Genomic DNA, 20814 nt, shown 5'->3' on the forward strand with positions numbered 1-20814 from the left:
GCCCATGTGCGCGACGAACTGCGGCCGGTCCGGTTGGGCTCCTTCTCCGAAGACGTCCGCTCGTCGGGCGCGACGACGGAGGTTTCTGATGCACTCACTCCAACAACCTACTCACTGCTCACTTGGGGGTGACTCCGAGCAACGGCGCCAGCTGCGTCGCCACCGGGTTCAGATTCAGACGGTCCGGGTCCTTCTTCGGCGTGAAGTCCCAGGGCTGGATCGTCGCCGGATCGGCGAACACGATCCGGTTGGCGCTGCGCACACCGGTGACGCTCCCCTGCGGCACCTCGCACGACGCCTCGGTGTTGAACGGGAAGTCCTGCTGGGTGTCGTCGAAGTTCGGATCCTCGGCTCTCATCCGGGCAAGGATCTCCTGCGTTCCTTCGTACCCGATGGTGCACGACGGCGGGTTGTTCGTCTCCAGGACGATTCCCTGTTTGACCGTGCCGTCGCCGGGCGCGACGGTGCCCGCACTGCCCGCGACCGCGGGCAGGAACGCAAGCAGCGGCTGCAGGGCGATCGCCTGCGGGGCGAGGGCTTCCCCGAGCGAGGCGAGATTGGTCAGATTCGCGGTGAGGCCCGGTCCGGAACCGGCGATGAGCTGCGACAGCTGGTCGCTCGCGTCGGTTCCGGTCTCGATCAACCGCCGGATATCCGGGTCGCTGTCGCGCAACTGCGCCGTGACGAGTTCGAGGTCGGAACTGAACTGCCGGATCGACGACGACTGCTCGGACTGGGTGTCGAGCACCGTCTGACTGTCACGGATCAACGCGAGTGTCTGCGGGAGGTACTGCACCCCGGACTCACTGAGGCCCGCGAGCGAATCGACCAGCAACTGGAGGTCGCCTCCTCGCCCGTCGAGAGCGGCACCGAGTTCGGTGACCACGGTGCGCAACGGCTCGACCGGCACGGAGTTCACGAGTTCGCTCGTGCTGACGAGCAGATCTTCGACCGGTGTCGGGAGATCCTCGGCGGTGGACTCCACCACCGAGCCTTCGACGAGATACGGGCCGTCGGCACTCGTGGGCCGGAGGTCCACGTACTGCTCGCCGATCGCCGACCGGTTCGCCACCACGGCACGGGTCGCCGCGGGAATCGAAGGGCCGCCGTTGTCGAGGCGCAACTCGACGTCGATGCCGTCGGAGGTGAGGGTCAGTGGACCGACCCGGCCTACGGGCACACCCAGATAGGTGACCTCGGCGTTCTCGAAGACACCGCCGGAGTCGGGGAACCGTGCGTTCACGGTGTACTGCCCGAAACCCATCAGGTTGTCGAGCCGCACGTAGCGGGCACCGACGTACAGCAGGCCGAGGACGGCGATCACCACGAAGGCCACCAACTGGAACTGCACGAGACGTGATCTCACTGTCCACCCCCGAATCCGAGACCGTTCAACAATCCCTCCAGCGGGTTCGAGGGCGCGGGTGCTGCCCCTTCGCCACCGGGGGGACCTTCCCCGGTACCGGCCGCGGCCTCGCCGAGGCCAGGGATGTCGATACCGTCCGGCAGCGACACCCCTTCCGGCAGCGCCAGCCCGGGCAGTGTCGGCAGGGGAAGTTCAGGGACCAGCGAGACGGTCGGCCAGCCGACTGCCGGGCCGTTGCCGTTGTAGTAGGGGTTCGAGGGATCGACGACCGGCTTCGGGTTGCCGAATTTGGGCTGTCGGTATTCCGGCTCGCCCTGACCCACACCGAGCGCCGCCAGTGCGTCACCGATCTGCAGATCGACGGCCAGGAACAGGTTCACCGAGCCACCGAGCGCGATCCGTTCCACACCGTCCGGGAACGGCACCGTGGGAATGAACGGCAGAGCCTCGACGAGGTCGTCTCCCGACGCGGCCAATTGCTGCAGGGTCGGGCGAAGTGCCAGCAGATCCGCGATGAGGTCTTCCTTCGACTGTTCGAGCACGCCGACACCGGCGACGCCCAGCCTGTCCAGTTGGGCGAGCAGTTCGGTCAGCTCGGGACGTTGTTGTTCGAGCACTTCCGTGGCCACGGGCAACTCGTCGAGTACCGCGGCGATCTTGTCGTTCTGCTCGGCGACCCGCACGGTGAGTGCATCGAGCCCGTCCAGCGCACGCGTGATGTCGTTGCGTTGCTCGTCGAGTCCGGTGATGAGGGTTTCGGCCTGCTCGAGCAGGCTCCGCGTCGTGCCTTCCCTGCCGTCGAACGCGCTGGAGAGTTCCTTCACCACCGGTGCGATCTGACCGACACCACCACCGTTGAGCAACAGCGACAGAGCACCCAGAACAGGTTCGATCTCGGTGGCGTGACGGGTGCGATCGAGCGGAATGACATCTCCGTCGGAGAGCCTGCCGACCGGGGGCTCGTCCTCGGGTCTGGTGAGCTGGACGAACTTCTCACCGAGCAAACTGGTCTGCTCGACGGAGGCGAACGAGTTCTGCGGGAGATCCACCGCGGAATCGAGCACGATCTCCACGTCCGCGGTCCAGCCGTCGTTCGGTGCCACCCCGATCGACTCCACACGGCCCACAGGCACGCCGTCGACCTTTACCGTCGACTGCGGGACGAGGTCGAGGACGTCCTCGAACTGGATCGCCACCCGGATCGGCGAACTACCGACATCCGCGCCGCCGGGGAGCGGAACGCCGGAGAGTCCACCGCAGCCCGAGACCGCGAGCGCGACCACGCATGCGCCCGCGCCGAGAACGGTGGCCCGCGCCGACCTGACCGTGCCGCTCACCGGGTACCCCCTTGACCTTCGAGATCGAGCCGGGGTGATTCGACACCCGGCACCGTGCCCGGAACGACCTGACGCTGAATGTTCTCGCCGCTGAGAATTCCGAACGGGAGGATCAGGTCCGGGGTCTTCTGGGCCGCGGTCACCTGTCCCGCGATGACGTCGCACCGGTCGATGAGCGGTTGCATCTGCCTGCCGAGTTGTTCGAAGCGTGGGTCACCCGGCACGAGTCGGCCCACGTCGATGAGATTGCACACCGCACCGGCAGGGTCCTGCAGGTCGGTCAGGACGAGACGCGACGCCAGAACGCCGGCTTCCGCATCATACGAATTGACGAGGTTGCTCACGGCGAGCGGGAGCAGCGTGAGCGAGTTCACCAGCGACTCCCGACGCTCCGCGAGGGTGGTGGTGACCGGCACGAGAGCGTCGACGTTGTCCTGAAGTGCGGTCTGGTTGTCGCGCACGAAGGTCGCGACCTCCCCCAGCGTCACCGACAGCTGGTTCACCGCCTGTCCGAGATTCTCGCGTTCGCCGGCGAGGAACCCCGACAGGTCCGCGAGCTGGGTGTTGAATTGGCGGACCTGCTGGTCGTTGGCGGCCAGTGCGCTGACGAAGACCTGCAGGTTCTCGATCGTGCCGAACAGATCGCCACGCGATTCGTTGAGGGTCCGTGCGGCCGCGGACAGCTGATCGATGCTCTGTCCGAGTGCGGCACCGTTGCCCGCCAGGTTTTCCGCACCCACCTCGACGAACTCGGTCAGAGCCCCGTCGCGGTTGGCGCCTTCGGGCCCGAGAGCACGCGACAGGTCGTCGATGCTCGCATAGAGCTGATCGACTTCCACCGGAGTGGCGGTGCGCTCACGTTCGATCACCGCACCGTTCTCCATCTTGTCGCCGCCGGAGTAGGCAGGCGTGAGCTGGACGTAGCGGTCGGCCACCACGGAGGGGCTGATCTGCACGGCCTGCGCGTCGGCGGGGATGTCGACGCCCCGGTCGACACGGATACCGACTTTCACGACGTCGCCCTGGGGTTCGACAGAGGTCACCGTACCGACCTCGACACCCAGCACACGCACACCGGAACCTTGGTAGATGCCGACGCTGTTGTCGAAATAGGCCGTGATGTTCGTCGTTCCGGCCCGGGTCCACAGCCACCAGCCGCCCGCACCGGCCGCGACCACCACAGCCACCACGAGCGCGATGATCGCGATGCGGTTGCGACCCGACGGGGTGTCGCGGTCTTCGGAGTGCGCCATCAGTTCACTCCTTCCATCTGGCGGGCGGGATCGCGATAGCCCGGAATCTCGGGCAGCCCCGGCGGTGTGAGGTTGACGATGACCTGATCGAACCAGCGACCGTTACCGACGACGTTGGAGTAGACGCGAACGAACGGCTCGTACAACTCCACCGCGCGGGCAAGATTGTCGTTGTTCTCCTGCAAGATCTGCACGACTCCGCGTAGCTGCTGCAAGGCCGGCCCGATGGATTCCTCGTTCTCCTGCACCAGACCGGACAGTTCGGTGGAGAGCCGTTTGGTTCCGTCGAGGAGCTGGGATATCGCCTGCTGACGGTTGTTCAATTCGGCGACAAGCAAGGCGCCGTCGCTCAGGAGCCGGTTGAATTCGGCGTTCCGGTCCGCGAGCACCTTCGAGACGTTGCTCGTCGCGCCGAGCAGTTTCTTCAGCTCCTGATCGCGGCTGGCCACGGTCTCCGACAAGCGGCTCACACCGTCGAGCGACGCCCGGAAGTCGTCGGGGGTTTCGGAGAACGCCTCGGAAAGTGCCTGGAAACCCGTGGCGAGCTGGTCGGTATCGATCTCGCCGAGAGTCGTGGCGGCCGACGAGAACGCCTCGATCACGTCGTACGGCGCGACCGTGCGTTCCATCGGGATGCGTGTGTCGGCGCGGAGGACCTCGGTGCCGCGCGGGTCCAGGGCGAGATACTTCTGGCCCAGGATCGTCTTGATCTGGATCGAGGCGGACGTGTCGTTGCCGACCCACGCGTCCTGAACCTTGAAGGAGACGACGACGCGGTCGCCCTCGAGTTCGACACCGGTGACCTGGCCGACCTTGACCCCGGCAATGCGTACTTCGTTGCTGGGCTTGAGACCGGCGGCTTCGCTGAATTCGGCTTCGTAGGTGACGCCCGCTCCGATGATCGGCAGCGAACCGAGAAAGAAGGCGGACACTGTGGCCAGCAGAATTACGACGATGCCCAGGGCACCGGCTGCGGCCGGACTGCGGCGTTTGCTCATCGTCCCTGCAACTCCTGCATCCCCTCCTGCGTGCATCGCTGCGCCGCATTCGTGTAGATGGGTTGGTTCACGGTGGGGAGACCCGTCGGCAGGTTCAGGTAGGGAATCGATCCGGGGCCGGCCACGATGTCGATACCGCACAGATAGAACTGGAACCACGAGCCGTAGCTCGCAACCCTGCCCAGCTTCTCCAACTTGACCGGGAGGGTCTCGAGCACCTTGTCGAGATCGTCACGGTTCGCGTTGAGCGTGGAGGAGACCTGTTCGAGGGCGGTGATCGACTGCGAGATCGACGGACGTGTCGGTTCGAGTACGTCCGAGACCGCGTCGGTCAGACCTGCGAGCGACTGGACCGCCGAACCCACCGTGTCGCGGTCGGCGGCGAGGCCGCTGACCAGTGCCTGCGTGTTGACGAGCAGCGAGTCGAGTTGCCGATCGCGCTCGTCGACCGTCGCCAGGACGGTGTTGAGATTGTCGATCACGGCACCGATCACCCTGTCCTTGTCCGCGATGGTGTTGGTGAGGCTCGCGGTGCTGCGCACGAGGTCGCTGACGGTACCGGCCTCCCCTTGGAAGACCTGGATGATCTGGTACGACAACTTGTTCACGTCATCGGCGCTGAGTGTCTGGAACAGCGGTCTGAACCCGTCGAAGAGCGTGGTGAGGTTGACGGCCGGGCGGGTCCGTTCGAGCGGGATGGTCTCTCCCGCCGTCATTTTCATTCCCTGTTTGCTCTCGCCCTCGGCGAGCGCGATGTAGCGCTGACCCACCAGGTTCCGGAACCTGATCGTCGCTGTGGCCCCGGCGGGGATCCAGTCGCGCTGTTCGAGCGAGAAGGTGACGCGGGCTTCGCGGTCGTTGACGATCGCGATCTTGTCCACCTGCCCGACCCGCACGCCTGCGATGCGCACGTCGTCGCCCTCGTTGAGCGAGGTGACGTCGGAGAAGATCGCGTGGAACTTCGTACCACCGCCACCGCCGACACTGGCGATCGTGGCCGCGAGAATACCTGTCGCGACGATCGTGACGAGGGCGAAGACGATGAGCTTGGTCAAAGGAGCGACAAGGCTTTTCATCCGATGCTCACCTCCGTCCCTCGCATCGCCGGTGCACCCAGCCGGGTGGTCCAGGTGGGTACGTCTTCCGGTGCCATACCGGCGGCCTGGCCGTAGATCACGTCGAGTGTGTCCTGCTCCGCGTTCGAACCGGTGTAGGACACCGTCGACGTCGTGTCGGGCGAGGTACCGATGATCTCGCTCACCGCGTCCGGCACACCCGAGCCCTCGGGTGCCGGGAATATCGGGATGTTCGCGGGCCCGGGATTACGCGAGGGGACCTGGTAGGACCCGTCGTTGACCGAGCCGCCCGGGTACTGGGGGAACTTCCGTCCGGGCGCGGTGACGTCGAGGTAGCAGGCCGGACCACGGTCGTCGAGCAGCCGGGGTTCGTCCTGATTGGGGAGGTACCGCCCCTTGGGATTGGTGAACTGGATATTGGCGCGCACACCGGGGAACGGGTCGTCCGCAGCGAGCACTCCGGCAGCCGCGGGCAGCGCATCGGCGAAGCCCTTGAACGTGCACGGGAAGGACGGGGAGTATCGGGCGAGCAGTTGCAGCGCCTCCTTCGAATCGGCCGACAGGCTGATGATCGAGTTCGCGTTCGTGTCGACGAAATCCGCGGTGACCGACGACGCGCCGGTGGCACTGGCGAGCAGTGTCCGGATCTGGTTCTGCTGCTCGACCACCGTGCCGCCCGTGGTCCGAAAGTTGTTCAGTGCGTCGACGAGGTCCGGCGCAGCGTCCGCGTAGGTCTGGGAGAAGTCGGCGAGCCCTTGCAGGTCCTCCTGCAACGTGGGTAGTTCGACATTGACTTCACGGAACACCTGCTCGAGCTGGTCGACCGTACGGCCGAGTGTTTCGCCGCGTCCGCTCAGACCCTGCGCGAGGGCACCGAGAGTGTTCGCGAGATCCTGCGGGGGAATCGCCTCGAGCAACGGAAGGAGCCCGTCGAGCACTTCGCTCAGTTCAGCGGTGCGCTGGCTGGTGTCCTGCATCAGCACGTCACCGGGCTGCACGGGGTCGGCCGGCTCGTCCGGGATGATCAGCGAGATGTACCGCTCGCCGAAAAGCGTCTTGGGAAGCAACTGGGCTGTGGCATTGGACGGAATCTTCTCCACCATGTCCGGATTCAGTGCCAGATGCGCCGTGACCCGGCCTTCTTCTGCGCTCGTGCCGCGGACCTCTCCCACGTTCACGCCTCGAACCTTGACGTCGGCGTTCTGGGGAAGCGCGTTTCCGATGCTGTCGGTGAGCACGTCGACTTCCACGATCTTGGTGAACGTCTTGTTGTAGATCGCGATGGTGAAATACAGGAACAAGCCCACGACGAGGAAGAACACCAGGCCGAGAACGCGCCGTCGCAGCACCGAAGTGGGTTCGCTCATCCGGCAATCCTCACCGTCGTCGTCGTGCCCCAGATCGCGAGGCTCAGGAAGAAGTCGAGCACGGCGATCGTGACGATCGCGGTGCGGACCGCCCGCCCTACCGCTACACCGACACCTGCCGGGCCACCGCTGGCGTGGAAGCCGTAGTAGCAGTGGATCAGGATGAGCACGAACGCGAAGACCAGCACTTTTCCGAACGAATAGAGTACGTCCGCAGGTGGCAGGAACAAGTAGAAATAGTGGTCGTACGACCCGCTGGACTGGCCGTTGAACAGTGTGCTGATCACGCGCGTCGCGAGATATGCCGCGAGCAGGCCGATGATGTAGAGCGGGATGACCGCCACGAAACCGGCGATCATGCGCGACGTCACGAGAAACGGGACGGACGGCACAGCCATCACTTCGAGCGCATCGATCTCTTCGCTGATGCGCATCGCCCCGAGTTGGGCGGTGAAACCACATCCGACGGTGGCCGACAACGCGAGCGCCGCAACCACCGGTGCCAGTTCGCGGGTGTTGACGTACGCGGACAGGAAGCCTGTGAGCACCGAGGAGCCGAGCTGCTCGAGCGCCGCGAAGCCCTGGAGCCCGACGACGACGCCGGTGAAGCCCGACATCATGGCGATGACGCCGATCGTGCCGCCGATGACTGCGAGCGCTCCGCTTCCGAAGGTGACCTCGGCGAGCAGCCGGAGCACTTCCTTGCGGTAGTGGGTGATGGTGCGCGGTGTCCACGCGACGGCACGCGCGTAGAAGGACATCTGCTCGCCGGCGCGATCGAGCACGTTGAGAGGAGCGCGCAGCACTTTGCGACCCCGGAGAAGAACGAGATCTCCGCGGCCTTTCGAGATTGTCATGGCGTCAAGATCCCTTCGCAGGTACAACCTGCAGATACACCATCGTCAAGATCAGGTTGGCGAAGAAGAGCAACAGGAACGTGATGACCACGGTCTGGTTCACTGCCTCCCCCACGCCCTTCGGCCCGGGGCCGGGGTGCAAGCCCTTGTAGCAGGCGACCACGCCGGCGATGAGACCGAAGATCGCTGCCTTGAGTTCGGCGACGTACAGATCGGGTAGCTGGGCGAGCGCCGAGAAGGACGCGAGATACGCACCGGGTGTACCGCCCTGCAGGACGACGTTGAAGAAGTACCCGCCTGCGATGCCCACGACGGAGACGAGTCCGTTGAGCAGCAGCGCCACGAGCACCATGGCCAGTACGCGGGGTACGACGAGACGTTGCACCGGGTTGATACCCAGCACTTCCATCGCGTCGATCTCCTCGCGGATCGTCCGTGACCCGAGGTCGGCTGTGACCGCCGAGCCCGCTGCCCCGGCGATCAGCAGAGCTGTCACGATCGGGCTGCCCTGCTGGATGACCGCAAGCACACTGGCTGCGCCGGTGAACGATTCGGCCCCGAGCTGCTTGATCAACGAACCGGTCTGAAGCGACACGACCGCACCGAACGGAATCGCCACGAGCGCGGTCGGCAGGATCGTCACACTGGCGATGAACCACGCCTGCTCGATGAACTCGCGAAACTGGAACGGTCGGCGGAACGTGTTTCTCACGACGTCGACGAAAAGCTCGACGATATTTCCGGCTTGGGTGAGTGCGCCGTGCGCGGGACGCAACAGCGAGCTACCAGCCCCCATCTAATCTCCTACTTCTGGCCCTGCGGCTGACCGTGCTGCTCTGGGGAGTACACGGGAATTACCTGCGTGTCGGCGTCGAGATCATCGTGGTATCCCGATGCCTGCCCGTGCTGTCCCGGTGCGGCCATGGGCGTGTCGTCTTCGTCGAGCGATTCGAGAATCGCACTCTGGGCAACGGACGGAAGCGTGTGCAGGATCTGCCGCACACGGTCCTTCCGGCGCGCGACGGCCTGACGGAACGGCATACCGGGAGTGGCTTTCATCTGCGGCACGATGCCTTCGACATCTTCGACGCCGCCGGCGTGGTGACCGGCGTCCACGAGCGCCTGCTCGTGAGCCATCTGCGCTTCGTCCTTCTCCTCCGACATGCCGATCGGACCGATCATCGTGCCGTTGAGGAACTGCTTGACCACCGGTTCGTCCGAGGTCAGCAGCACCTCACGCGGACCGAACATCACCAACTGGCGGCGGAACAGCATGCCGATGTTGTCGGGCACCGTGCGAGCGAGATTGATGTTGTGCGACACGATGAGGATAGTCGCGTCGATCTCGGCATTGATGTCGATCAGGGTCTGCGAGATATAGGTGGTCCGGACCGGGTCGAGGCCGGAGTCCGGCTCGTCGACCAGGATGATCTCGGGGTCGAGCACCAGCGCACGGGCCAGGCCCGCGCGCTTGCGCATACCACCGGAGATCTCACCGGGCAGCTTGTCTTCCGCGCCGAGCAGACCGACCAGTTCGAGCTTGCTCATCACGATCTTGCGAACGTCGGACTCGGACTTCTTGGTGTGCTCCCGCAGGGGGAAGGCAACGTTGTCGTACAGGTTCATCGAGCCGAACAACGCGCCGTCCTGGAACAGCACGCCGAACAGTTTGCGGATCTCGTAGAGTTCTTTGCTCGAGCACTGCAGGATGTCGGTGCCATCGATGATGATCGAGCCCTGCTCCGGGCGCAGCAGGCCGATCAGCGACTTCAGGAATACCGATTTACCCGTACCCGAAGGTCCGAGCAGCACGCTCACCTCGCCGGGGGGGAGGGTCAGAGTCACGTCCTGCCAGATCCGCTGCGAGCCGAAGGACTTGGTCAGTCCCTCGACGGACACCTCGACGCCCACGATTACCTCCGCGCTCTTCGATCCCGTTCCCGATGTGGGTTGCGCCACTCTATCGCATCGAGGTGGTGCCCGTGACAAGTGACCCTACTCCAAAGTAAGTAAAGGGATTCCCAAGGAGCAACATAGGTCGACTTATGCTCTGACCTGCGTCGATGCCGCACAACACCCGAAGTCGCCGGGCCGCAGGGTGCCGTTCGAGTGGGCGACGACACCGCGAGTCCCGTAATACCGAAAAGACCGCCCCCACGGAACAAATCCGTGGGGGCGGTCTTCGGAGCAACGCCGCACGAGAGGGACGGAGACCGTCCCGCCCGCGCGAGGGGAAACCGTCTTACTTGACGGAGACCTTGGCGCCGGCGTCCTCGAGCTTCGCCTTGGCAGCCTCGGCAGCGTCCTTGGCAACCTTCTCGAGGATCGGCTTCGGAGCACCCTCGACGAGGTCCTTGGCTTCCTTCAGGCCCAGGCCGGAGACGATCTCGCGAACGACCTTGATGACCTGGATCTTCTTCTCGCCGGCACCTTCGAGGATGACGTCGAACTCGTCCTGCTCTTCAGCAGCCTCGGCAGCAGCGGCCGGAGCGCCGGCAGCGGCAACGGCGACCGGAGCAGCAGCGGTGACCTCGAAGGTCTCCTCGAATGCCTTCACGAACTCCGAGAGCTCGAGCAGGGTCAGTTCCTTGAACGCGTCGAGCAGCTCTTCGGTGGTGAGCTTCGCCATGATGGCGGTCCTTCCTGTAAGTCCCATGTCGCTGATCCGCGACCGGATGGGATGGTGCACGCCGGAGCGTGCGTGGATTTGTTCAGCGATACGCGGTGATGCGGATCAGCGTCAGGCTGCCTCTTCGGCTTCCTTCTTCTCCTGCAGGGCGGCCGCAAGGCGAGCCACCTGCGAAGCGGGAGCATTGAACAGGCTCGCGGCCTTTGCCAAGTTGCCCTTCATCGCGCCGGCGAGCTTGGCCAACAGCACCTCGCGGGACTCGAGGTCCGCGATCTGGTTGACCTGGTCCACAGACAGCATGCCGCCGTCCATGTACCCGCCCTTGATGACGAGTGCCTTGTTGTCCTTCGCGAAGGCCTTGAGGGCCTTCGCTGCGTCCACCGGCTCGCCCTTGACGAACGCGATGGCGGTCGGACCGACGAACAGATCGTCGAGACCCTCGACGCCCGCCTCTGCGGCGGCGCGCTTGACCAGGGTGTTCTTGGCGACGGAGTAGGTAGCACCCTCTCCGAGAGCGCGACGCAGCTCAGTCAGACTTCCCACCGAAAGACCACGGTATTCCGTGATCACGGCGGCCGTCGAGCTCTTGAACTGCTCGGTGATCTCCGCAACTGCGGAAACCTTCTCGGGCTTTGCCATACTTCGCCTCCTCTCAGTAACAGTCGTTTTCCCGGTGTCCCGAATGGGACGTCCCACCGGGAACCGTCGGGCCGGGAACGACAAACGCCCCGGCGCAGGGCACACGGGGCGTGAGAGAGGGATCAGAACCGCACGGAGGCGATCATTTCGCAACTCCCCTAACCTCGTCCTCCTGCGTGGGCCGCCGGATGAATCCGGACCTTCAACCGATGCTGCAAGCAACCTCGGTGACCAACGGTCTTTGGTAGAACATGATCGGGGTGGAGATCGACACAATGCCGAACTACCCGCCTACTGTAGCGGACCACGCTGGCAGAACGCAAAACGGCCGGCACAGGGATCCTGTGCCGGCCGTTCGGAGTGCGTACTCGCGTGAACGAGCGATCTACTCTGCAACCTCGAGAAGGTTACGCGTGCGCTGCGGATCCACCGGGATGCCCGGTCCGGTGGTCGTAGCGATCGTGATCTTCTTGATGTAGCGGCCCTTCGCGCTCGAGGGCTTCGCACGGAGCACCTCGTCGAGGGCAGCCGCGTAGTTCTCGACCAGCTTGGTGTCGCCGAAGGATGCCTTACCGATCACGAAGTGAAGGTTGGCGTTCTTGTCGACGCGGAAGTTGATCTTGCCGCCCTTGATATCCGTGACAGCCTTCGCGACGTCCGGCGTGACGGTGCCGGTCTTCGGGTTCGGCATGAGGCCACGCGGGCCGAGGACGCGTGCGATACGACCGACCTTGGCCATCTGGTCCGGCGTCGCGATCGCGGCGTCGAAGTCCAGCCAGCCGCCCTGAATCCGCTCGATCAGGTCCTCTGCACCGACGACGTCGGCGCCTGCGGCCTCTGCCTCGGCAGCCTTCTCGCCGACGGCGAAGACGATGACGCGAGCGGTCTTACCCGTGCCGTGGGGCAGGTTGACCGTGCCGCGGACCATCTGGTCGGCCTTACGGGGGTCGACGCCGAGGCGCATTGCGACCTCGACCGTGCTGTCGGTGTTCTTCGAGGCCGTCTCCTGCGCGAGCTTTGCGGCTGCGAGGGGGCTGTAGAGAGCGTCGGAGTCGATCTTCTCGGCGGCGGCGAGGTATGCCTTGCTGCGCTTTGCCATGTTCTTTCCTAACTTCTCACCTTGCGGTGAATGGTTCGGGAGTGGTTGCGGACCTGGCCGGCCCTCCCACGTGGTGGTGCTGCAGCCGGAGGGGAACCCGTCCCTTCCGACCGGTGAGGGATTCTCAGCCCTCGACCGTGATGCCCATCGAACGCGCGGTGCCGGCGATGATCTTCGCGGCGGCCTCGACGTCGTTGGCGTTCAGGTCTTCCTGCTTGGTCTTGGCGATCTCGCGCACCTGATCCATGGTCACCGTGGCGACCTTGGTCTTGTGCGGCTCGCCGGAGCCCTTCTGCACGCCCGCTGCCTTGAGCAGCAGCTTGGCAGCCGGAGGCGTCTTCAGCTTGAAGTCGAACGAGCGGTCTTCGTAGACCGTGATCTCGACCGGCACGACGTTGCCGCGCTGCGACTCGGTCGCTGCGTTGTACGCCTTGCAGAACTCCATGATGTTGACGCCGTGCTGACCCAGCGCGGGGCCGACCGGAGGCGCCGGATTGGCCGCGCCGGCCTGGATCTGGAGCTTGATGAGCCCGGCGATCTTCTTCTTCTTGGGGGGCATCTCTATTCCTAAGTTTCTTGCTCGGTGTGGTTCTTGCGTATTGCTACTGCAAGCTTTCGTGCGTCAGATCTTCGAAACCTGCGTGAAGGACAACTCCACGGGGGTCTCACGACCGAAGATCGACACCAGGACCTTGAGCTTCTGCTGCTCGGCATTTACTTCGCTGATGGACGCGGGCAGCGTAGCGAACGGACCGTCCATCACGGTCACGGACTCCCCGACCTCGAAGTCCACCTCGATGGTGGGCTTCGACGACGCGGCGGCCGACTGCTCGCCGGCGGCCGACGTTCCGGCCGCGGGCTTCTTCTTCGCCTGCTGCGGGAGGAGGAACTTCACGACCTCCTTGATCGTCAGCGGCGACGGACGGGAGGTCGCACCGACGAAGCCGGTCACGCCGGGCGTGTTGCGCACGGCGCCCCACGACTCGTCGTTCAGCTCCATGCGAACCAGGATGTAACCGGGCAGAACCTTGCGGTTGACCAGCTTGCGCTGCCCGTTCTTGATCTCGGTGACCTCTTCCGTGGGCACCTCGACCTGGAAGATGTACTCACCCAGGTCCAGGTTCTGCACGCGGGTCTCGAGGTTGGCCTTCACCTTGTTCTCGTAACCGGCGTACGAGTGGATCACATACCAGTCACCGGCTTCGAGGCGAAGCTGCTTCTCCAGAGCCTCGGCAGGATCGACCTCGACCTCGACCTCGGGCTCGCCACCTTCGGTGGATGCGTCGGCATCCTCACCGGCAGGGGCAAGGTCATCGACGTTCTCGGGCGTCGCGTCGGCATCGACGGCCTCGGCGGACGCCGCGTCGTCAACGAAAACCTCGTCCGAAACGTGCTCTTCGGCCGAAGCCTCGTAGGAGTCGTTCTCGGGGGTGCTCACCGGCACTTTTCCTCTCGTCGATCAAATTTGCAGGCGCGCGTGCGCTAGCCGAACAACCAGCTGACGCCCTGCACGAACGCCAGATCCAAGCCGAAGATGAACGCCGTCATCACAGCCACAAAGACCACCACGACGATCGTGTAGGTGGTCAGCTGCTTGCGATTCGGCCAGATCACCTTGCGGAGCTCGGCGATGACCTCACGGAAGTAGCGACGCAGGCGCTTGAAGATGTTCTCGGGCTTCTTGTCCCCGGAGATGTCACCGGTCGCGACGGCAGACCTGGCACGGCGCGAACCTGCCGGATCGGAATCCTTGGCGACGGAAACTCGTCCACCATCGGACGAGCGAGCGACTCGCTTGCCGCTCGGCCTCGTTACCGCAGAGGAATCGTCGGGGGTTGCGCCGGTTGCCGGTCCAGCGTCGCGGGGGGTGAACCCTCCGGTGTCGCTGAGGCGCTTACCGCGCTCCTCGCTCACATCGTTCCTCTCGGTCGCTGGCAGTCCGGGGGCAGGGGCGACAGGACTTGAACCTGCAACCTGCGGTTTTGGAGACCGCTGCTCTGCCAATTGAGCTACGCCCCTTTGGTCGATCATCGGTGTCTCGAACGAGCACCTTGTCGATCGACCCGTCTGCGATCACATGACACGCGCGCTACCCCATCGGCTTTGAACGAGCACCGAAGAGCAGCGCGCTGCGCTATACGATCCCAGAAGCTTTAGTGTACTGCATTGCCCCGGGACAAACCCAATCCGCCCGGCCGTCAGGCCAAGCGAACCGTTGCCGTGGCCCGCCCGAAGATCTTACGACCTTCCGACTTCGCCACGATCGCGACCACTGCTGTCTTGCTTTCCGCGTCCAACGACTTGATCTTGCCGTTGAACTCGATTGCGGCGGCCTCATCGGCCTCCACATATACCGGGCTGGTGAAGCGAACGTTGTATTCCTTCACCGCACCGGGGTCTCCCAGCCACTCCGTGACATAGCCGGCCCCGATGCCCATGGAGAGCATGCCGTGACCGACGACGCCGCGCAAGCCGGCAAGTTCGGCGACCTTGTCGCTCCAGTGAATCGGGTTGGGATCACCCGACACACCGGCATAGTTGACGAGATTGCCGCGCGTGAGCGTCACCGTCTTGGTGGGGAGCTCGTCCCCGACCACGACGTCTTCGAAGCTACGAAGGCTCATGCATCATCACATCCTTGACCGCGTGCGCGATGTTGGCGTCGACCTCGCCGCCGGTACGGCCCACCAAGGTGGTCCACGAGGTCAGCACGAGATTGTCGAACTGATCCGTGATGAGGTTCTTCGTGGTGATGATGTCGCTGCCGGCTGCCTGTCGGAATTCCTCCAGGTACACGTCACAGAACAGACGATCGCCTGCCTGGATCGGCCGGTGGAACACGAGGCGCTGATCGGTCTGCATGATCTGACTCAGGTCGTAACCCGTGACGACTTCCTCGAACAGCTTGCGCTGCGCGATCATGCCGACGATCGAGATGAAGGTGAGCGGAGCGATCAGGCCGTCGTATCCGAGGCCCTTGGCTGCGTCCTCGTCGTGGTGCGCGGGATGTCCGTCGAGCACCGCACGGGCGTACTCACGAATCTTCTCGCGACCGACTTCGTAGAAATCGTCCACACGGTAATGGTGTCCGACCATGGACTTCGCATGCGCGGCGACATCGAACTGGATCCCGGCCTGTTCGGTCACGTCCACAGAGTCTTCGGATACGAGTGCGTCTGTCATACGCAAAAACCTCCGCAATTCCGCCCAGGACGCCAACAGGCGCGGTCGGTATTGCGGAGACCTTACGCGTCGACGTCGATCAGATAGGCTACTTCGACTCGCGGTGCGACTGGTGCGTACCGCAGTTCGGGCAGAACTTCTTCAGTTCGAGCCGATCGGGGTCGTTGCGACGGTTCTTCTTGGTGATGTAGTTGCGGTGCTTGCACACCTCGCAGGCCAAGGTGATCTTCGGCCGGACGTCTGTAGAGGAGGCCACGGGATGCCTTCTTTCGGTTAAATCTGATCATGATCGATCAGGTGGTTCATTCAACTCTGGTAGCGATGGCCGGACTTGAACCGGCGACACAACGATTATGAGTCGTTTGCTCTACCAACTGAGCTACACCGCCTCGGTGTCATGTGCCGCGCGGAATCAAGGCACACAATCCAGCGAGCCCCCTGACGGAATCGAACCGTCGACCTTTTCCTTACCATGGAAACGCTCTGCCGACTGAGCTAAGGGGGCGCGGCCACGTGGAGCATCTCTGCTCGCTGCGGCCTCCAAAAGATTACACACACTCGCCGTCAGCACAAAATCAGCAGGTAGTGGCATCAAAAGCGACGCTCGAGCGTCGCGCACCCGTGTCGGTCGCCGCACGCTCCGGTCGGCGGCAACGCGTGGTCGGCCACTGGCGGACCGTGCGCCGCGGCACCCCCGGAAAACCACCCCGGAAAACACGACAGCCCCGGTTCCGAAGAACCGGGGCTGTGTGGTGGCAGGTGTAGGATTCGAACCTACGTAGGCATAAGCCGACGGATTTACAGTCCGCTCCCATTGGCCGCTCGGGCAACCTGCCGGGTGCTCTCGGGACCGTGTCCCTGATGCGTTGGAAGAATACAACGCATACCCCCCCGAAATGCAAACCGGGTGGTTACGGGCGCCGATCGACCGGATAGCGTCGGCATGACAACCCCGTACAGACCGACCGAAGTGGAGACAGACGTGGCTGATTCGTCGTTCGATGTGGTGAGCAAGGTCGACCGTCAGGAAGTGGACAACGCCCTGAACCAGGCGGCGAAGGAGATCGCGAACCGCTTCGACTTCCGCAATACCGGCGCGAGCATCGAATGGTCCGGCGAAGAGAGCATCGTGATCACCGCCGACACCGAGGACCGCGTCAAGGCTGCGCTCGACGTGTTCAAGGAGAAGCTGATCCGGCGGGACCTGTCCCTCAAGTCGCTCGAGACCGGAGAACCGACCCAGTCGGGCAAGGTCTACAAGCTCACCGGCACCCTCGTCCAAGGCATCAGCCAGGAGAATGCGAAGAAGATCACGAAGCTGATCCGTGACGAAGGCCCCAAGGGCGTGAAGGCACAGATCCAGGGTGAAGAGCTGCGTGTGAGCAGCAAGAAGCGCGACGATCTGCAGGCCATCATCGCGCTGCTCAAGAACGCCGACCTCGACGTCGCGCTTCAGTTCGTCAACTACCGCTAGAGCGACGCGGCCGCACCGACACCCGCCCCGCGCTTCCACGCGCGGGCGGTGTCGTTCCTGCGGCTTCGGGCTCCTGGGGCCTCTGCGAGCGCTTCCCCTGATCTACCCGGGGGTTGCCTCACCGCAACCCCGCCATGCGCTCCAGCCGCGCGATGCGCTCCTCCATGGGCGGATGGGTGGAGAACAGCCTGCTCATCTTGTCGCCGGCCCGGAACGGGTTGGCGATCATCAGGTGCGACTGTGCCGCGAGTTGCGGCTCCGGCGGCAACGGCGCGGCCTGGGTGCCGCGCTCGAGCTTGCGTAGCGCAGAGGCCAGCGCCAGGGGATCACCCGTCAGCTCGGCGCCGGACTGGTCTGCCTGGTACTCACGTGAGCGCGAGACCGCCAGCTTGACCACCGACGCGGCAATGGGGCCGAGCAACGAGACGAGCAACAGCGCGATCGGATTGGCGCCGCCCCCCCGATTGCCACCGAACGCGCCCGCGAAGAACGCGAAGTTGGCGAGACCGGAGATGACCGCGGCCATGGCGCCGGCGACGGACGAGATCAGGATGTCGCGGTTGTAGACGTGCGACAACTCGTGTCCGAGGACCGCGCGTAGTTCGCGCTCGTTGAGAATCTCGAGGATCCCGCTGGTGCAGCACACCGCGGCATTACGTGGATTGCGGCCGGTGGCGAACGCGTTGGGCGCGTTGGTGGGACTGACGTACAACCGCGGCATCGGTTGATGTGCCGCCGTCGCCAGCTCACGCACGATCCGGTAGATCACCGGTGCCTGGACCTCGGTGATCGGCTGCGCGTGCATCGACCGCAACGCGAGCTTGTCGCTGTTGAAGTACGCGTACCCGTTCACACCGACCGCCAGCACCACCGAGATCACCAGGATCGTCGAGTTCTGGAACAAGGCGCCGACGAAGACGATCAGCGCCGACATTCCCACCAGCAACCCGACCGTCTTGAGACGGTTCGCATACCCGTGCACGTCGCGCTCCTCCCCCACCCCGCGTCTGTGGTTCGCACGGTGGTGGTCCATACGTCGTGTCAACGAACGGCGGGGCTTCCCGGTTCCACCGGGACGGGTCGGATGAGGTCAGCCCACCCGGGCGATCGTGAAGTCGACGAGGTGCCGCAACGCCTCGTTGGCGGGCCCCTGAGGCAGTGCCTCGAGTTCGGCGTGCGCCCGCCGGGCATACGTGTCGAGGGTCTGCTTGGCCGCCTCCATGCCGGGCGACCGGACGAGAAGTTCGAGGGCCTCCTCGACGTGTGCCTCGTCGTCGATCGGCCCGACGAGCAGCTCCCGCAACCGATCCGCGTCGGGTCCGGTCTCGCGCAGCGCGTAGAGCACCGGCAACGTGTGTACGCCCTCCCGAAGATCGGTTCCGGGTGTCTTGCCCGATTCGGACGTGACCGACGCGATGTCGATGATGTCGTCGACGATCTGGAACGCGGTACCGACGGCGTCACCGAGCCGCTCGAGCCGTGCGACGTGCTCTTCGTCACCACCGGAGAAGGTGCCACCGAATCGGCCGCTCGCCGCGATCAGCGAACCGGTCTTCTCCCACACCACCCGCAGGTAGTGCTCGACCGGGTCCTGCTGCTCCCGGGCACCGATGGTTTCGCGCATCTGCCCGGTCACGAGTTCGGCGAACGTCTCGGCGATGATCTGCACCGCGGACGGGCCGAGCGTGGACACCAGCCGGGACGCGTGGGCGAACAGGTAGTCGCCGGCGAGGATGGCGACGCTGTTGTTCCAGCGCACGTTCGCGCTCGGAGCGCCCCGCCGCATCGTCGCCTCGTCCATCACGTCGTCGTGGTAGAGGGTCGCGAGGTGGACGAGTTCGACCACCGTCGCCGCCGTCACGACCGACGGATCGGCGGGGTTGGGGCCGAGTTGCGCGGTCAGGATCGTGAACAGCGGCCGGAATCGCTTGCCGCCCGCCTTCGCGAGGTGCAGTGCCGCTTCCGTCAGGAAGTCTTCACCGTCCGACAACTCCTGGACGAGCAGTGCCTCGACGCTCGCGAGTCCGTCGCGCACGCTGGTCGCGAGACCCGGGTCGCCGAGTTCCACACCGGCAACGACGGTGCTCGATACCCCGTCGGCCGGACCGGCGGTCCGAGCCGCCCCCTCAGTGCTCACGATGACGTACCCATCCTTCTCTGTCGCCTCGGCCTCACGGTAGTGAACCTAGCCGCTCCACCACCACACCACCTCGTCGAGGCGAGAAAGTCGTGCCTGAGAGGATGGACGCGTGGTGGGCGAAAACTCCGCAAGAGAGCCGCGGCAATCCCGGTCCTGCGTTCCCGACAGTACCGATGTTCTCGTCGTCGGTGCCGGTCCCGCCGGTTCGTCGGCTGCGGCATGGGCGGCCCGCGCCGGGCACGACGTGCTGTTGGTCGACGCCGCGACCTTCCCGCGCGACAAAACCTGCGGCGACGGGCTCACCCCGCGCGCGGTCGCGGAACTGGACCGCCTCGGCCTGGGCGATTGGTTGCGTACCCACACCGTCAACCGCGGCTTGCGCCTCGAGGGGTTCGGTGGCCGATTCGAGTTGCCGTGGCCGGAGTCCTCGTTCCCCTCGATGGGAAGCGCCGTGCCCCGCACCGAGTTGGACGACCGTATCCGCCGGGTCGCCCTCGATTCCGGTGCCCGGATGGTCGAAGGAGCCAAGGCCGTCGACGTCGAGCGTGACAGCGACCGGGTGACCTCCGTCCTCCTCCGCACCGAGGACGGCCCGCGCACCGTGTCGTGCCGGCGGCTCGTCGTCGCAGACGGAGTGCGCTCGCCGCTGGGCAAGGTCCTCGGACGCCGCTGGCACCGCGACACCGCGTACGGCGTAGCCGCCCGCGCCTATGCGACGTCCACGCGGAGCGACGATCCGTGGATCACCTCGCACCTCGAGTTGCGTGACGATGCGGGAACCCTGCAACCGGGTTACGGCTGGGTGTTCCCGCTCGGAACCGGCGAGGTCAACATCGGCGTCGGCACGCTTGCCACGGCCGCGCGGCCCGCGCAAGGATCGTTGCGGCCGTTGATCGACCTGTATGCGGACAAGCGTCGCGCGGAGTGGGGACTGGGCCCGGTGACCAGGGTCGCGTCGGCGCTACTTCCCATGGGTGGTGCGGTGTCCGGAGTGGCCGGCGTCAACTGGGCGCTTGTCGGCGACGCGGCCGCCTGCGTCAATCCCCTCAACGGTGAAGGCATCGATTACGGACTCGAGGGCGGGCGCCTGCTCGCAGAGATCCTCGACCGGGACGATCTGACCGGCGAGTGGCCCGCGTTGCTGCGCGCGCATTACGGAGCCGCGTTCTCGACCGCACGGAGGCTGGCCGGCCTGCTCACCGTGCCGAAGTTCCTCCCGACGACCGGACCGGTCGCGATGCGGTCACGGGCGCTGATGAATGTCGCTGTGCGCGTGATGGGAAACCTGGTGACCGACGAGGACACCGACGTCGTGGCACGGGCGTGGCGGGCGAGCGGACGTGCGTCCATGCGCTGGGACCGCCGGCCGTTGTTCGCCTGACGCACCGCGCTGTGC

Annotated in this window: 22 protein-coding genes and 4 tRNA genes; 2 read left to right on the forward strand and 24 right to left on the reverse strand. The window is 65.0% G+C overall.

Annotation, left to right across the window (positions count from 1 at the left end; all coding sequences use genetic code 11):
* Positions 1–118: 118 nt before the first annotated feature.
* The 22 genes from ACFWU2_RS16825 to ACFWU2_RS16930 all read right to left on the reverse strand — a co-directional run bounded on the left by ACFWU2_RS16825 (position 119) and on the right by ACFWU2_RS16930 (position 16640).
* Positions 119–1366, reverse strand: a complete 1248-nt coding sequence (locus ACFWU2_RS16825; RefSeq protein WP_378608205.1) for an MCE family protein — start codon at positions 1364–1366, stop codon at positions 119–121.
* On the reverse strand, positions 1363–2703 hold the full coding sequence (locus tag ACFWU2_RS16830) for an MCE family protein (protein WP_378608207.1): 1341 nt from the start codon (positions 2701–2703) through the stop codon (positions 1363–1365). Before ACFWU2_RS16830 ends, ACFWU2_RS16825 begins: the two co-directional genes overlap by 4 nt.
* Positions 2700–3956 carry an MCE family protein gene (locus ACFWU2_RS16835; RefSeq protein WP_378608209.1) on the reverse strand — a complete coding sequence of 419 codons (1257 nt, stop codon included), beginning with the start codon at positions 3954–3956 and terminating at the stop codon, positions 2700–2702. Before ACFWU2_RS16835 ends, ACFWU2_RS16830 begins: the two co-directional genes overlap by 4 nt.
* Positions 3956–4954, reverse strand: a complete 999-nt coding sequence (locus ACFWU2_RS16840) for an MCE family protein (protein ID WP_378608211.1) — start codon at positions 4952–4954, stop codon at positions 3956–3958. Before ACFWU2_RS16840 ends, ACFWU2_RS16835 begins: the two co-directional genes overlap by 1 nt.
* On the reverse strand, positions 4951–6030 hold the full coding sequence (locus ACFWU2_RS16845; RefSeq protein WP_378608213.1) for an MCE family protein: 1080 nt from the start codon (positions 6028–6030) through the stop codon (positions 4951–4953). Before ACFWU2_RS16845 ends, ACFWU2_RS16840 begins: the two co-directional genes overlap by 4 nt.
* Positions 6027–7397, reverse strand: coding sequence for an MCE family protein (locus tag ACFWU2_RS16850; RefSeq protein ID WP_378608215.1), 1371 nt, complete (start codon positions 7395–7397; stop codon positions 6027–6029). The genes ACFWU2_RS16845 and ACFWU2_RS16850 overlap by 4 nt, the downstream gene beginning before the upstream one ends.
* Positions 7394–8254, reverse strand: a complete 861-nt coding sequence (locus tag ACFWU2_RS16855) for an ABC transporter permease (protein ID WP_169619497.1) — start codon at positions 8252–8254, stop codon at positions 7394–7396. The genes ACFWU2_RS16850 and ACFWU2_RS16855 overlap by 4 nt, the downstream gene beginning before the upstream one ends.
* 4 nt (positions 8255–8258) lie before the next feature.
* Complete coding sequence (locus ACFWU2_RS16860; RefSeq protein WP_169619496.1) at positions 8259–9050, reverse strand: ABC transporter permease; 792 nt, start codon at positions 9048–9050, stop codon at positions 8259–8261.
* Between the two features lie 8 nt (positions 9051–9058).
* Positions 9059–10168, reverse strand: coding sequence for an ABC transporter ATP-binding protein (locus ACFWU2_RS16865; RefSeq protein WP_296550975.1), 1110 nt, complete (start codon positions 10166–10168; stop codon positions 9059–9061).
* 328 nt (positions 10169–10496) lie between these two features.
* Positions 10497–10883, reverse strand: coding sequence for a 50S ribosomal protein L7/L12 (rplL, locus tag ACFWU2_RS16870; protein ID WP_169619495.1), 387 nt, complete (start codon positions 10881–10883; stop codon positions 10497–10499).
* A 111-nt stretch (positions 10884–10994) separates the two neighbouring features.
* Complete coding sequence (rplJ, locus tag ACFWU2_RS16875; protein ID WP_169619494.1) at positions 10995–11522, reverse strand: 50S ribosomal protein L10; 528 nt, start codon at positions 11520–11522, stop codon at positions 10995–10997.
* Between the two features lie 385 nt (positions 11523–11907).
* A complete protein-coding gene (rplA, locus tag ACFWU2_RS16880) occupies positions 11908–12621 on the reverse strand; it encodes a 50S ribosomal protein L1 (RefSeq protein ID WP_378608217.1) in 714 nt (237 codons plus the stop codon).
* 124 nt (positions 12622–12745) lie between these two features.
* Positions 12746–13180: a 50S ribosomal protein L11 gene (rplK, locus tag ACFWU2_RS16885; RefSeq protein ID WP_169619492.1), complete on the reverse strand. Its 435-nt coding sequence runs from the start codon at positions 13178–13180 to the stop codon at positions 12746–12748.
* 63 nt (positions 13181–13243) lie between these two features.
* The gene (gene nusG / locus ACFWU2_RS16890; protein WP_378608219.1) at positions 13244–14059 is read right to left on the reverse strand and encodes a transcription termination/antitermination protein NusG; all 816 of its coding nucleotides are present in this window, start codon (positions 14057–14059) and stop codon (positions 13244–13246) included.
* A 44-nt stretch (positions 14060–14103) separates the two neighbouring features.
* The gene (gene secE, locus ACFWU2_RS16895) at positions 14104–14535 is read right to left on the reverse strand and encodes a preprotein translocase subunit SecE (protein ID WP_378608221.1); all 432 of its coding nucleotides are present in this window, start codon (positions 14533–14535) and stop codon (positions 14104–14106) included.
* 32 nt (positions 14536–14567) lie between these two features.
* Positions 14568–14640, reverse strand: a tRNA-Trp gene (locus ACFWU2_RS16900).
* 179 nt (positions 14641–14819) lie between these two features.
* On the reverse strand, positions 14820–15245 hold the full coding sequence (hadB, locus tag ACFWU2_RS16905) for a (3R)-hydroxyacyl-ACP dehydratase subunit HadB (RefSeq protein ID WP_378608223.1): 426 nt from the start codon (positions 15243–15245) through the stop codon (positions 14820–14822).
* Positions 15232–15804 carry a (3R)-hydroxyacyl-ACP dehydratase subunit HadA gene (gene hadA / locus ACFWU2_RS16910; RefSeq protein WP_169619488.1) on the reverse strand — a complete coding sequence of 191 codons (573 nt, stop codon included), beginning with the start codon at positions 15802–15804 and terminating at the stop codon, positions 15232–15234. Before hadA ends, hadB begins: the two co-directional genes overlap by 14 nt.
* An 88-nt stretch (positions 15805–15892) precedes the next feature.
* Positions 15893–16060: a 50S ribosomal protein L33 gene (rpmG, locus tag ACFWU2_RS16915; protein WP_003941903.1), complete on the reverse strand. Its 168-nt coding sequence runs from the start codon at positions 16058–16060 to the stop codon at positions 15893–15895.
* A gap of 57 nt (positions 16061–16117) precedes the next feature.
* A tRNA-Met gene (locus tag ACFWU2_RS16920) sits at positions 16118–16193 on the reverse strand.
* Positions 16194–16236: 43 nt separating this feature from the next.
* Positions 16237–16309: transfer RNA gene (locus ACFWU2_RS16925), tRNA-Thr, on the reverse strand.
* Positions 16310–16554: 245 nt separating this feature from the next.
* Positions 16555–16640: transfer RNA gene (locus ACFWU2_RS16930), tRNA-Tyr, on the reverse strand.
* A 146-nt stretch (positions 16641–16786) separates the two neighbouring features.
* Here ACFWU2_RS16930 and ACFWU2_RS16935 point away from each other — a divergent pair.
* Positions 16787–17278, forward strand: coding sequence for a YajQ family cyclic di-GMP-binding protein (locus ACFWU2_RS16935; protein WP_169619487.1), 492 nt, complete (start codon positions 16787–16789; stop codon positions 17276–17278).
* Positions 17279–17396: 118 nt separating this feature from the next.
* On the opposite strand, the gene htpX is transcribed toward ACFWU2_RS16935, so the two are convergent.
* Together htpX and ACFWU2_RS16945 are read right to left on the reverse strand one after the other, a co-directional pair.
* Positions 17397–18260 carry a zinc metalloprotease HtpX gene (htpX, locus tag ACFWU2_RS16940; RefSeq protein WP_378608225.1) on the reverse strand — a complete coding sequence of 288 codons (864 nt, stop codon included), beginning with the start codon at positions 18258–18260 and terminating at the stop codon, positions 17397–17399.
* 108 nt (positions 18261–18368) lie between these two features.
* Complete coding sequence (locus ACFWU2_RS16945) at positions 18369–19415, reverse strand: polyprenyl synthetase family protein (protein ID WP_378608227.1); 1047 nt, start codon at positions 19413–19415, stop codon at positions 18369–18371.
* Between the two features lie 112 nt (positions 19416–19527).
* Here ACFWU2_RS16945 and ACFWU2_RS16950 point away from each other — a divergent pair, with 112 nt between their 5' ends.
* Positions 19528–20799, forward strand: coding sequence for a geranylgeranyl reductase family protein (locus tag ACFWU2_RS16950; protein WP_378608229.1), 1272 nt, complete (start codon positions 19528–19530; stop codon positions 20797–20799).
* Positions 20800–20814 lie beyond the last annotated feature (15 nt).

Origin of the sequence: Rhodococcus sp. NPDC058639, from assembly GCF_042717545.1 — a bacterium.
In the GTDB taxonomy this organism is placed as follows: domain Bacteria; phylum Actinomycetota; class Actinomycetes; order Mycobacteriales; family Mycobacteriaceae; genus Rhodococcus.

Bases quoted from the DNA above. Each gene is read 5' to 3' on its own strand.
- ACFWU2_RS16835 (WP_378608209.1), bottom strand. From the start codon at position 3,956: ATGGCGCACTCCGAAGACCGCGACACCCCGTCGGGTCGCAACCGCATC.
- ACFWU2_RS16840 (WP_378608211.1), bottom strand. From the start codon at position 4,954: ATGAGCAAACGCCGCAGTCCGGCCGCAGCCGGTGCCCTGGGCATCGTC.
- ACFWU2_RS16845 (WP_378608213.1), bottom strand. From the start codon at position 6,030: ATGAAAAGCCTTGTCGCTCCTTTGACCAAGCTCATCGTCTTCGCCCTC.
- ACFWU2_RS16850 (WP_378608215.1), bottom strand. From the start codon at position 7,397: ATGAGCGAACCCACTTCGGTGCTGCGACGGCGCGTTCTCGGCCTGGTG.
- ACFWU2_RS16855 (WP_169619497.1), bottom strand. From the start codon at position 8,254: ATGACAATCTCGAAAGGCCGCGGAGATCTCGTTCTTCTCCGGGGTCGC.
- ACFWU2_RS16860 (WP_169619496.1), bottom strand. From the start codon at position 9,050: ATGGGGGCTGGTAGCTCGCTGTTGCGTCCCGCGCACGGCGCACTCACC.
- rplL (WP_169619495.1), bottom strand. From the start codon at position 10,883: ATGGCGAAGCTCACCACCGAAGAGCTGCTCGACGCGTTCAAGGAACTG.
- rplJ (WP_169619494.1), bottom strand. From the start codon at position 11,522: ATGGCAAAGCCCGAGAAGGTTTCCGCAGTTGCGGAGATCACCGAGCAG.
- rplA (WP_378608217.1), bottom strand. From the start codon at position 12,621: ATGGCAAAGCGCAGCAAGGCATACCTCGCCGCCGCCGAGAAGATCGAC.
- rplK (WP_169619492.1), bottom strand. From the start codon at position 13,180: ATGCCCCCCAAGAAGAAGAAGATCGCCGGGCTCATCAAGCTCCAGATC.
- hadB (WP_378608223.1), bottom strand. From the start codon at position 15,245: ATGAGCCTTCGTAGCTTCGAAGACGTCGTGGTCGGGGACGAGCTCCCC.
- hadA (WP_169619488.1), bottom strand. From the start codon at position 15,804: ATGACAGACGCACTCGTATCCGAAGACTCTGTGGACGTGACCGAACAG.